General features: G+C 48.4%; 10 protein-coding genes. 1 reads left to right on the top strand and 9 read right to left on the bottom strand.

Annotated features, from left to right (window positions below):
• From FCL47_RS19320 to FCL47_RS19310, 3 genes are all read right to left on the bottom strand, one after another.
• The coding region (locus tag FCL47_RS19320; protein WP_136815346.1) for a thiolase family protein at positions 1 to 874 on the bottom strand (874 nt) is incomplete at its 3' end.
• Positions 875 to 996: 122 nt separating this feature from the next.
• Positions 997 to 2,124: a 3-hydroxyacyl-CoA dehydrogenase family protein gene (locus FCL47_RS19315; protein ID WP_136815344.1), complete on the bottom strand. Its 1,128-nt coding sequence runs from the start codon at positions 2,122 to 2,124 to the stop codon at positions 997 to 999.
• Between the two features lie 77 nt (positions 2,125 to 2,201).
• Positions 2,202 to 3,530 (bottom strand): CaiB/BaiF CoA-transferase family protein, encoded by a 1,329-nt coding sequence (locus FCL47_RS19310; RefSeq protein ID WP_136815342.1) that lies wholly within the window; start codon positions 3,528 to 3,530, stop codon positions 2,202 to 2,204.
• 333 nt (positions 3,531 to 3,863) lie between these two features.
• Here FCL47_RS19310 and FCL47_RS24460 point away from each other — a divergent pair, with 333 nt between their 5' ends.
• Positions 3,864 to 4,025: a hypothetical protein gene (locus tag FCL47_RS24460; protein ID WP_153306382.1), complete on the top strand. Its 162-nt coding sequence runs from the start codon at positions 3,864 to 3,866 to the stop codon at positions 4,023 to 4,025.
• A 10-nt stretch (positions 4,026 to 4,035) separates the two neighbouring features.
• Here the strand turns inward: FCL47_RS24460 and FCL47_RS19305 are convergent, their stop codons facing one another.
• The 6 genes from FCL47_RS19305 to FCL47_RS19280 form a co-directional block, all read right to left on the bottom strand.
• Positions 4,036 to 5,589 carry a class I adenylate-forming enzyme family protein gene (locus FCL47_RS19305; RefSeq protein ID WP_136815340.1) on the bottom strand — a complete coding sequence of 518 codons (1,554 nt, stop codon included), beginning with the start codon at positions 5,587 to 5,589 and terminating at the stop codon, positions 4,036 to 4,038.
• 170 nt (positions 5,590 to 5,759) lie between these two features.
• Positions 5,760 to 6,674 carry an electron transfer flavoprotein subunit alpha/FixB family protein gene (locus FCL47_RS19300; protein ID WP_136815338.1) on the bottom strand — a complete coding sequence of 305 codons (915 nt, stop codon included), beginning with the start codon at positions 6,672 to 6,674 and terminating at the stop codon, positions 5,760 to 5,762.
• Positions 6,675 to 6,683: 9 nt separating this feature from the next.
• Positions 6,684 to 7,457, bottom strand: a complete 774-nt coding sequence (locus FCL47_RS19295; RefSeq protein WP_136815336.1) for an electron transfer flavoprotein subunit beta/FixA family protein — start codon at positions 7,455 to 7,457, stop codon at positions 6,684 to 6,686.
• A 46-nt stretch (positions 7,458 to 7,503) separates the two neighbouring features.
• The gene (locus FCL47_RS19290; RefSeq protein WP_136815335.1) at positions 7,504 to 9,489 is read right to left on the bottom strand and encodes a (Fe-S)-binding protein; all 1,986 of its coding nucleotides are present in this window, start codon (positions 9,487 to 9,489) and stop codon (positions 7,504 to 7,506) included.
• Between the two features lie 76 nt (positions 9,490 to 9,565).
• Positions 9,566 to 10,942 (bottom strand): MFS transporter, encoded by a 1,377-nt coding sequence (locus FCL47_RS19285; RefSeq protein ID WP_136815333.1) that lies wholly within the window; start codon positions 10,940 to 10,942, stop codon positions 9,566 to 9,568.
• A gap of 61 nt (positions 10,943 to 11,003) precedes the next feature.
• Positions 11,004 to 11,219 (bottom strand): hypothetical protein, encoded by a 216-nt coding sequence (locus FCL47_RS19280; protein ID WP_136815331.1) that lies wholly within the window; start codon positions 11,217 to 11,219, stop codon positions 11,004 to 11,006.
• Positions 11,220 to 11,486 lie beyond the last annotated feature (267 nt).

Below are 11,486 nucleotides of genomic sequence, written 5' to 3'. Positions count from 1 at the left end.
TATGAGATTTTTCCACACGGGCAAACCCATAAGAAATAACCTGGATAGCTTTTGTTGGATCCGGGCTCAGTTCCAATGCACGACTTTTGGTGGTGACGATGATCCCGGCATTGCCATCGGCGGGATGTGTTTGGGAGGCAAAGGTGTGAATGCCATCTGGCGCAACAGGTCTGAGTTTGGCGCAGCCTTCCCTGGTCACAGGGGTAATACCTTCATCGGCCTCGATGATTATCGATTTTTTGCGACTGAGTTTTACCTCGACAGGAAACATATAGCGTTTCTGGAAGGCGCGGTCATCTTTCAGTGCGTCCTGGTATTGCTCGTACCGGCGAACTGCCAGTTCATCCGCCTGTTCACGGGTAGCGCCGGCTTTTCTTGCAACATTTTCAGCAGTTACCAGCATGCCTGCGCCCGTTGCCGGGTCACAATTTACATTGTCCATAAACCAGTTCTCGGAAACAACTTCTCCGCCGGGCCCGTTTGGATTAGGCCATATCAGGTGGGGTCCATTGGACATTCTATCGGCAAGAAAGCAAAACGGCGTTACCTGGGTGCCAGCGTCTACAGCCAGAGCCGCAAGGTTGATACATGTTGTGGACGTGGAACAGGCTTGCATGATGGTCACACCTGGAACCTGTGAACCCATCATCGTGCCGGCCCAGGTTGATCCATAAAAGCTCTGATTCTGCGGCTGCGTCATGCCGTGGTAGGTATAGTCGAACATCGACGCTTCCCAGCCTTTGGAGGCGAGCCAGCGTTTAGCCGTTTCAGCCCCCAAAACGATGGAATTTTGATTGGCAAAGCTGCCCTGCCATTTGGAAAATGGACTGCAGTAATACCCTTTGTATGGAATATATGCGCGTTGAAACGTCATAGTGATAATCCTCTATCTCATTAGTATAATGAAGTTAATTTGTTGTAGTTGCCTGCTTTTATACTCAGGTGGCTTTCTTTCGCCTGATGCAAATCCAGCCAGGACATCCTCACTGTTCTTTTTTATAGATCCCAAGGCTGCGGGACTCCGGCCGCAAAGGTTTTCGGCATCTTGAAATAGCCGCTTTCTACAGCCGAACTGACCAGTCTGGCTGTCTCGGCCATACCCAGATCATTCATCATGGCAAAAGGCCCTTTAGGCCAGGTCAAGGCTGTACAGATACCAAGTTCGAGATCTTTGATAGTGACAACTTTCTTTTCGATCAGGTGGGTAGCGATACAAAAGATAGACCCAAGCAGACTTTCTTTTACTTTTGTGATTACTGCACCATCTTCCGAAATAGGACCATCTTCCAGGTCAAATGATTTGCCGCTTTCAAATAGCGTCTTCAGCTGGTTTGGAACAGGGGGAAACCCTACATCGGTGGTGCCAAGATATTCGTTCATTGAAGCTGCGGCATGATAGGCCGTGCCCAGTCCCGAGCCGTTCAGCACCCAGATAATGCCGTACTTCACTCCTAAAACAGCCTTGGAGATATGGTCGAGAGTCGCTGCGTTGCAACTCTTGTCATAAAAGGAGTTGAGCACCATATAGGTCGAGATGAAAACCGGATTTATTGCAAAGCCGGGGAAATCATTGACCGAAATGGGTACCTTGCGATTCTTTTCTGAGAAGGCCATAAGTGCCGCATACGTCTCATCATCTGTCTCTTTCTGACGGATGACCTCTACCAGTCGGTTGATATTTGCCGGGAAGAAATAGTGCAGACCTGCGGTACGACCAGGATTGGATACGCCCGCCATGAGCTTTTCGATGAGAAAGGTTGAAGTGTTACTGGCGAGAATGGCGTCGGGCCTGCAAACTGCATCAAGTTCCTTAAATACTTGGATTTTCAGATCCATCTTTTCCACAGCTGCTTCGATCACCAGATCACATGGTGCCAGTTCTTGATAGTTGGCCGTCCCGGAAATCCGACCGGCAATCAACTCCATGTCGTTTTGGCTCATTTTTCCTTTAGCAACTCTGGCGGCAAGAGCTTTCGTGACCCACCGGTCATACATCGCGGCAACGAGTTCATCATTCAACTCTTTGTAGATTACCTGGTAGCCTGCTGTCGCGGCATTTAGACCAATAGCAGCTCCCATGACGTTGAAGCCGATTATTCCAACGGTTTTGATTGTCTTTCCCATGGTTCTTCCTTTCGCACCTTTTTAGATGTATTTGAAATACAGCGTTACATTTTCAGAAATTTCAGCGAGAGTAAAATTTAGGCGACTATGCCTTTGTCTTTTAGCTCGGCAATTTCAGCCTCACTGTATCCTATAATTTTACTGAGAATTGTATCGGTGTCTTGACCTAAACGGGGACCACCTCTCCACACCTGCTGTTTTGTTCCACTCATTTTCGGGGCAAATCCATAGGCCGTAACTGTTTTTTGCAGTGTCTGGTCTTCATATTGGATCCAGTTCCCTCTCTTCTGATAATGTTCACTGTTGGCTAATTCCTCGGCAGTTCGTGGAATACCGCAGGGTACCTTAAGACTTTTCAGATGATTGGCCGCCTCTTCTGAAGTGCGTTCCAGCATCCACTTTTCGATAAGCTGATTCACCTCCAAGCCTAGTTCGGAGTTAATCGCTTCCCTCGATCCACCTGCTTTTTCATGGGAATAGATATTGGTATCGATGCCCATAGCTTTCAATGCACGAGTGTAAACAGCCGGCCCGTAAGCTCCTATAAAAAGATAGGCGTCTTTGGTCTTGAACAGGTTAGCCGGTTGAAAAATCGGGATCTTGTTCCCGGCTCTTTCTTTAACCATACCCAGGGTGAAATAATTGACGAAGGTGTCACCCAGACATTTACTCGCGCATTCTGATTGTGAGACATCAACCGCCTGCCCTTTGCCGGTTTTCTGGGCATTGATATAGGCAACGAGGACTCCACTGACACAGAACATCGCACTGATATAATCATTAACGAACATCGCTCCGAGTGATGGGGGGCGATCCGGATATCCATTGAGATGCATCCAGCCACCCTCTGCCTGGCCTATCGCATCATAGGACGGTCTGTCACACTCCTCTGGAACCCCGCCAAATTGTGGCCTGCCAAAGCCGCTGATGTGGCCGATGATCAACTTGGGATTGACTTCAAAGAGCATGGATTCGGTGATGCCCAGTTTTTCAATCCAGACCATGTTCTCCAGCCAGACATCACAATTTTTGATGAGGGAGAGGAAAATATCTCTTGATTCAGGGATATTGAGATTGAGTTCCAGAGCGAGGCTTAATTTGTTCCGCCCTTCCTGTACCCAGCCGGTACTCACTTTCTGGTCGGAGGCGACTTCCGGTCCTGCAAGCATGAAAGGGGTTTTTTCGTCAGTACCGTTGGTGATAACTGGTGCCTGGCCACGAAAGGCATCGCCGATTTTTGGCCGCTCTACATGAATTACCTCAGCCCCATGCTCCGCCATGATACTTGCCGCAAAAGGTGCTGCTACAACGCTTCCAGTCATCAAAACTCTCATTCCCGACAATCCGCCATATGCCGGAACTATTGCAGGTGCAGGAACTCGCTCGACGCTTTGCCATCTTTCCATTGTGCCATCTCCTTGTTCGAAATTTGCTCTACTTGGATTCCTTCACATGAAACTCTGAATAGGCAGGAGCCACACAACAATCGAAAGTCACAATGTAGCTACCTTGCAGCTGTATAGTTATATTGTAGCTAAAGTAAAGTCAAGCAGAAAATGCACCTGAAATGAATCTTGCTGGGATCTGCGGTGGAGATGAGGAAAAAAACTGAGATTTCGGTCTGATGGGAAAAATAGACCAGGCCGAGAAGGCGGAAATAACATTTGTCTGCAGGAAAAATGCAGATTTATAATGCCTTTGGTTGATACAGGTTGACCAAGACGGGACAGCAGATTGCTGTGATCAGCAAAGTAATGAATATCAGCCGAAAGCCTGGCACAACAACAGCCAAGACGAAACCAATCAGCCAGGCGTCTTTCGCTTGGAATCGTCTCCAGGCAGTTCTGGAGATGAACATCTTTTTTCAAACCATTACCGCCGACGGATCAATATATCCCTGATATAGTCCGATCAGGCAACTTGGCGGATCAGCTTGCTCTTGAGGAGTTTACCTGTGGCACTGATGGGGAGGCTGTCCACGAAATAGAATTTTTTCGGCACCTTGTACGCGGCAATCTGCTGACGGCAAAATGCTTTAATCGTCCCTTCATCGACGTGTTCGTCCGGCCTCAGCACGATAAATGCTGTGACCATTTCTCCCCACTTTTCGTTTTCAACGCCGATAACGGCAGCCTGCTCGATGCACGGGTTTTTCAGCAAAACATTCTCTATTTCCGCTGGAAATACATTTTCCGCTCCCGAAATGATCATGTCTTTTTTTCTGCCGACTATATAGACGAACCCTGTAGCGTCAATTCTTGCCAAGTCCGCGGTGTAGTACCATTCTCCGTGGAAACCGTCGCAGACGCCAGCCTTCTTGTTCCAGTATCCCAGGGTCAGGCCATCCCCGCGAACCCGAACCTCCCCGACGACTTCCGGTGCAGCAGGCCGGCCTGTTTCATCAACAACTTCGATTTCCATACCGGCATAATCTCTGCCGCAGGAATCCAGCACCTCAGTCCTGCCCTCGGCAAGGGCACTTTCAACTTCATCAAGCCGCAGTATAGCCATCGAACCGACGGTTTCCGTTGTCCCATAGCCGTGGATAAAAATATTGCCAAAACGTTCTATAGCTTTTGCAAAGAGTGCTGAGGAAACCGGAGCGCCGGCAAACAATATCTTTTTCAGGCTGCCAAGATCATGTTGAGTTGATCGAGGATTGTTGACGAATTGGAACAACATCGGTGTAGCCAGCATAGTGGTCGTCGCACGGTATTTTTCGACGAGTGCCACAAATTTTTCGAGATCCCAGCTGGGCATGATAACTGCGGGGGTACCGCTGAAGACGCTGTTCATCAGGAGGCATTGCCCCGAGGCATGAAATAACGGCACGGGAATAATAGTCACGTCGTCTGGGCCCATTTTCATTTCCTGGGACAGACTTTTTCCCGCATGGAATAGGTTGCGATGCCCGACCATACAACCCTTGGGATCCCCAGTTGTGCCACTGGTATACATCAGTGCAGCCAGATCGTTTTCAAAAACATCCACCGGCGGTTCTTGATCGTAGCTACTTTCCAGCAGTGTTTCATAGTGCAACCATCCAGGCGGAGTATTCTTTTTTAGGCCGATGAACACCGTACGCTGTATACAAGGCAACTCTTCAGTTATTTGTGCGGCATAGTCGAGGTATTCTTCGTCAAGAAATAGGACAGAGGCTTGCGAATCGATTAAAATCGTTCGGATTTCAGGCGTAGCCAGTCGAAAGTTTAACATCACCAGAACCAATCCTGAGTTAGGCACACTGAAATACAACTCCGCACTTTCAACACTGTTTTTGGTCAGCAGTGCTACCCTATCGCCTTTTTTAAGACCAAGATCGAGTAAGGCATTACTCATCCTATTTATTCGCCTGGAAAAAGCCTTGAAGGTATAGCTTCTCCCGACAGAAATTACGGCAGGTTTATCCTGGCCACGTACACAACCCCTTGCCAGTAGTGTTCTGAGAGTGCAAGTCGTTTCCATCTTATCTCTAAGAAAATATTTTTCTTCTTGGACCACAACCGGATCTTTAGGATGTGAAACAGATCGGGCTGTGGTCGATGGTTATGCTATGTCACCTACGAAAAAACCTCTCTTTATTATACCACGGTGTATCCTTTATTATACAAAAAACATCCGGATAGCTCATCCGGTTACAGTGCCTGGATTTTTTCTGTCAGTACCGGCACAAACTGTAACAGATCGGCTACCACCAGGACATCCGCCTCCTCGCCGATAGGAGCATCCCGATCGGTATTGATAGCCACGATAAAATCAGACTTTTTCATCCCGGCCAGGTGCTGAATGGCACCGGAAATACCGCATGCCACGTACAGTTTCGGTGCCACGGTCTGACCTGTTGTACCAACCTGACGGTCGTGCGGCACCCACTCGGAATCGACCACAGGACGTGAAGCTCCATATTCGCCGCCAAGTGCTTTGGCGAGCTTCACAATCAATCCAACGTTATCAGCTTTACCAATACCGCGTCCTGCGCTGACGATGACCGCTGCCTTACTTAAGTCAACCCCTCCCCCTAGGGCCGCCTCATACCCTCGAAACACGGTTCGACCGGATCCAGCAACATCTACCTTGATAACATCCGGGGTGCCTGACGGCGGTTCTTTGAGGCCGAAAGCGCCGGCTTGCAGGGTCGCAACTATCCTGGAGCTTTGACAATCAATAGTCCGTCGTAATTTTGCGTTACAAACCGGGACAACCAGTTTGCCATCGCTGACCGCGACAACCTCTGAAACCTGGGCCGCTTTCAGGGCAAAGGCGACACGCGGAGCCAGATCCCAGCCGTAGGAAGAGTGACAAAAGGCGATCATATCCGGCTGTTCTTTGTCGATCACTTCAAGAATGACCTGTTTGTGCAGGTCGGGGTTGCACTCACCGCAGGCAGTCACATCAGCCAGATAGAGTTTCCCTGCATAAGTCGGCACCTCTTCGCCGCCAATCAGCACCATGGCGCTTTCAGCTCCCAGAGTCTCGGCAAATCCAATAAGCTCGTTGCTGTTTGTCAGCAATTTCCCATCTCTATATTCCGCAACCAGTAATATTTTCATCGTCTACTCCTAGGCCAAAACTGTGGATTTCTCTTTAAGAATTGCAATCAATCTGTCCGCCAGTTCAGCGATCTCACCCTCAAGAATTACTCCTCCCGCCTTCTTCTCGGGGAGAAACATTTTCTCGGTCACCAGACGGGCATTGACATGCAACAGGTCTGCTACCGCAACTGTCAGCAATTCCTTCTTTTTAGCCTTCATGATATTCGGTAAAGTTGGATAGCGAGGAGTGTTCAGGCCGAGTTGGCAGGTGAACACAGCCGGCAGCTTTACTGTCATCTTGGCCTTTATACCGCCCTCGAGTTCCCGGCTGACGTCGACATCTCCTTCATTGTACGCAAACTCAACAATTGTCGAGACACTCGGTATGTCGAGTATTTCCCCAACGAGAATTCCCACCTGAGCACTGCCCCGGTCTTGGGACTGCATGCCGGTAAATATCAGGTCGAAATTCTTATCTTTTGCGTACTCAGCTATAATCCCGGCTATCTGATACGGTTCTTTATCGAAAGCTGTCTCGTCCTGGATATGGATACCTCGATCACATCCCATGGCCAGGGCTTTTTTCATAGTCTCTTTGACCTGCCCGGAACCTATCGATAAGACAGTGATATCGGCGTCTTTTATCTGCTCTTTGACTTGTACTGCCTGCTCAACGCCATATTCGTCATATTCATTCATTCGCCAGGCCAGATCGGCGGTGGTGTACCATTTGCCGCTGTCAGCCACCTTGAATTTGGATTCCATATCAGGAACCTGCTTAATACAAACCAGAATTTTCATACTCTGCCTCCAATCAATCGTTGCAATTGTCTGCCATATCATTCAGCTAACACAATCTTTCCACGAGGACTTCTGCGATGTCTTTTGGCCTCAGCTTGTCTTCCACCTCGGCCCCTTTCACCCCATCCTCAAACATCGTCAAACAGAAAGGACAATTTGACACCAGCACCTCTCTGCCCAACGCCGCAGCCATCTCAACTCTTTTTATATTCATTCTCTCACCAAGCTTCTCTTCGGCAAGAATACGTCCCCCTCCGGCACTGCAGCAGAACCCTTCAGCCCGGTTTTTGTCCATTTCAACCAGTGTCACTCCAGCTTTTTCAAGAATTGCTCTTGGCGCGTCGTATATATCGTTATGTCGGCCAAGATAGCAGGAATCATGATAGGTGCAGGAAAGAGGAGCAGCTTCTATCAAGAGCTTGCCGCTGGCAAGCAGCTTTTCTAAAAACACCGTATGATGCTCTATCTCGATGCCGGTGAGTCCGAGGTCCTGGTAATCCTTGTTCAGGGTATTAAAACAGTGCGGACAGGTGGTGACGATGTGCTGCACGCCATAGGACATGATCTTCTCGATATTTTCCGCAGCCAGGCTTTGGTAGAGATATTCATTACCCATCTTTCGCATCGGCTCCCCGCAGCACTTTTCTTCCTTGCCAAGAATCCCCACCTTCACTCCAGCAGCTTTGCACAATTCGACAAAGCTTTTGGCCACACGAATATTTCTCTTGTCAAAGGATGAATAACAGCCGACAAAGTAGAGAACATCGAAATCACTTCCTTCTGCAAGAGTCGGCACCCCCAGTTCCGATGCCCAATCCCCCCGACCCGCATAGCCTATACCAAAAGGATTGCCATTTACCTCGGCTTGCTCCATGGCGGCCATCACCTCTTCACCTGGAAATTCGCCCTCCATCAACACCATGCTACGTCGCAATTCGACAATTTTACTGACATGTTCGATTGAGGCGGGGCAAATTTCCTGGCAGGCCCGGCAGGTGGTACAGGACCAGAGGACATCGTGGCTGAGGACATCAATGAGGTTGGCCTCCGGATTATTGCGGGCTGCTTCCCCCAGTTGACTGATAAGTTTCATCGGCGATAGAGGTTTACCGGTTGCATAGGCGGGACAGCGATCCTGGCAACGCTCACAGGAAGTACAGGCATCGGTATCGAAGATATCCTTCCAGGTCATATCCTTTACTGCATTGGCGCCAAAGGTTTCTTTGTCTTCGTCTTCGAGATCGAGGCTGGTCAATTTGCCTTTTAGTCCAAGGTCCGAGAAGAAAGAGTTGCTGCTGGTAGTGAGGATATGTCGGAATTTGGTGTAAGGGATCAGAGCAATAAATCCTGCAACCAGAGCAAAATGCAACCACCAGGTACTTTTGTGGACTAGGCGTAAACCATCCTCGTCAAGCCATGCAATTGACTGGGCAATAAGATTACCGACGGGGGACCACTGGGCAAGAGGAGTACCGATTTCGGTCACGGCCATCCGGCTTCCCTCGATAACAAAGCCGGTCAGAAGTATCGCCATCATCAGGCCGTGCATAACAAGGTACTGGCCATGGTCTTCACGCCCCTGCCAACGGAACAGATAGCGCCACAGAAAGAGCAGCCCAAGGGCAATGATGGCGACAAGCCCGGTGACATCGAGGATTATCGAAAACATTTTGTAGAATGTTCCCTTTAAAAACTTAATGCCAAAGAACAGGTCGGTGAAATCAGCCTGAGCTACAATAAGAGCAGTGCCAACCAGCAGGAAAAGAAAACACCAAAAAAATAGACCATGAAAAATTCCCGGGGCGGTAGCCTGCACGACCTTCTTCTGCAGCACAACATTTTTAAAAGTTTCCCAGACGCGTCGGCCGATCTGGTCGGACCGGTGCAAAGGCAAGCCTTGCTGGTAAAGCCGTATTCTTTTTCTTGATGCACTCACCAGGACAAATATTGAAACAATTGTCAGAAGATACATAGGGAACAAGGTCCACAATCCGTGGCCAACGTTCCAGTAAATTTCACGGCTAACTTCCATCGCATTCCTCATTTTCAGATGTGTGTCGATTATGTTGATTGGCCTTTACTTTTCCTCTCTAATTAAAGCAAAATTGTCATTCAAATTCTGTGGCGGTTACCAGGCTATTTTTCTTTATCCAGTTAACTTTGAAAACTCGCTTTTGCAGGATAACAAGGACCCCCGCAGTAAATAATCCAACCAGGGCGTTAGCACTGCAAATCTGACTGACGCTCCAATTTCTGCTCAGCATGACCCCGCCAACTAACGGGGCAAGCATCGCACCAATTTTAGCTACGGCGTAGGTCCAGCCGATCGCAGTAGCACGAATATCTGCAGGATAAGAGAGGGTAGCAACAGCGAGTGTTCCGGTTTGACTGCCATTTATGCATATGCCGCAGACTACTGATAAAATAGCGATGACCATAAAAGAACCACTGCTCGCTCCCACACCAAAGGCAACAAGACTTAGAGCAGCCAGAACGAAACCAATCTGCAGAATCCGAAACGGGTTATGTCGATCCATTGTTCGACCAATGAAGAGGGAAGATATGACGGCTCCAAAACAAAGGAGAGAATAGGCGAAGCTATACTGCTGAACTGTCGCGCCGCTATTGCGCAACAGGGTTGGTGCCCAGGTATTGAGTATCCAGAGCAGATAAAGTGCTGCGCTGCAAACTATCCATAACAGCAGAGTGGTGAAAGCACGCCCTTCTGTAAAAAGCCTTTTTACAGGCGCACCGGCGACGATTTTCTCTGTAGTAACAAACTGGACATTCTCGGTGGTTGTGAGCGAGGGTGCTATGCAAGCTATAATTTTTAGTGCTCTTTTTCTGTCATTTTTTCTATTGCGTGATACCAGAAATTCCAAAGATTCGGGAAGAGCCAGCGCAACAAAAACACTCAAAATGATGGGAGCCAAGCCTCCTATGAAAAAGAGTGATCGCCAACCAAATTCAGGGATACAGTAGGCAGCCAAAAGACCACCAGACATTGCCCCGGCGGGCATGCCAGCATACATTGTCGAAACAATAAAGCTTCGAGCCCGTTTCGGTGCATATTCCGAGGCGATTGCCAGTGCATTAGGAATAGCACCACCCAAACCGATTCCTGCAAGAAAACGATACATCCCTAACTGCTCTACTGTAGTGATAAAAGGAGTTAGCAGGGTAAAGGTTCCAAAAATCAGGGCAGAAAAAAACAACATCCACTTCCTGCCAAATCGATCGGCAAGCATACCTAAACATATCGCTCCGACCAGCGGTCCAAATTGCCCCACTGCCAGGGCAAATCCCAGGGAGCTTGGTGAGGTATTGAGATATTCTGCGATTTTAGGTAAAGCAACCCCAATAACCGTCAGGTCAAAACCGTCTAGAAAGGTGACAAGAATACACAGTATACCGACTCGGTACTGATACGGAGTAATGGGAATATCATCAAAAATTTCCCTAATGGTTATTGTCCTGCTGGTCATCTTTATCCACCCTCCAGTTTTGTAGATCTGCCAATTCTGTCAATCATCCTCGAAAAAATCTCTATCCAATCTCCTTCTCGTTAAAAATTCGACGCGCTCTTTCTTTCATCCCTTTGAGCTGATTCTCTGTAGCCACACCGTAACCTGAAGAACTAATTTTAAACCGATTAAAAGTCACAAAACAGCCATTAAATAGCTTTTCTATAGCTATATAAAATGGGTTTGAGGCTATTGTCAAGGAAAAGAATGATTGCTGACCAAATTTTCTCATGCTCATTTATACGAATCCAGATTCTTTGCATCATCCACTAAATTTGGTATTAGCCCTCACTAACTGCGGGACATCAGATGTTACTGAGCCATCATGCGAAATACAAAATGCTGCTTTGTGTTCTGCTGAGGTATTTGGGCTCACCCCTGGTCCGATCTTAATTGAGGAACAGTCTCTTGCCTTCAGGACCCTTAAGAAAAGGGAGAAGGGCGGAAGGTGCGGGAGCACGTAACATCTATACAGAACGGTTCCAGTTCCTCCGAATTTCGTTGA

It is taken from the genome of Desulfopila sp. IMCC35006, assembly GCF_005116645.1.
In the GTDB taxonomy this organism is placed as follows: Bacteria; Desulfobacterota; Desulfobulbia; order Desulfobulbales; family Desulfocapsaceae; genus Desulforhopalus_A.
The sequence above is the reverse complement of the archived record's forward strand: the minus strand, read 5'-3'. Positions and strand labels throughout refer to the sequence as shown.

Coding starts and splice junctions, on each gene's coding strand:
- FCL47_RS19285 (WP_136815333.1), bottom strand. CDS start 10,942: ATGACCAGCAGGACAATAACCATTAGGGAAATTTTTGATGATATTCCC.
- FCL47_RS19290 (WP_136815335.1), bottom strand. CDS start 9,489: ATGGAAGTTAGCCGTGAAATTTACTGGAACGTTGGCCACGGATTGTGG.
- FCL47_RS19305 (WP_136815340.1), bottom strand. CDS start 5,589: ATGGAAACGACTTGCACTCTCAGAACACTACTGGCAAGGGGTTGTGTA.
- FCL47_RS19295 (WP_136815336.1), bottom strand. CDS start 7,457: ATGAAAATTCTGGTTTGTATTAAGCAGGTTCCTGATATGGAATCCAAA.
- FCL47_RS19280 (WP_136815331.1), bottom strand. CDS start 11,219: ATGAGCATGAGAAAATTTGGTCAGCAATCATTCTTTTCCTTGACAATA.
- FCL47_RS19315 (WP_136815344.1), bottom strand. CDS start 2,124: ATGGGAAAGACAATCAAAACCGTTGGAATAATCGGCTTCAACGTCATG.
- FCL47_RS19310 (WP_136815342.1), bottom strand. CDS start 3,530: ATGGAAAGATGGCAAAGCGTCGAGCGAGTTCCTGCACCTGCAATAGTT.
- FCL47_RS19300 (WP_136815338.1), bottom strand. CDS start 6,674: ATGAAAATATTACTGGTTGCGGAATATAGAGATGGGAAATTGCTGACA.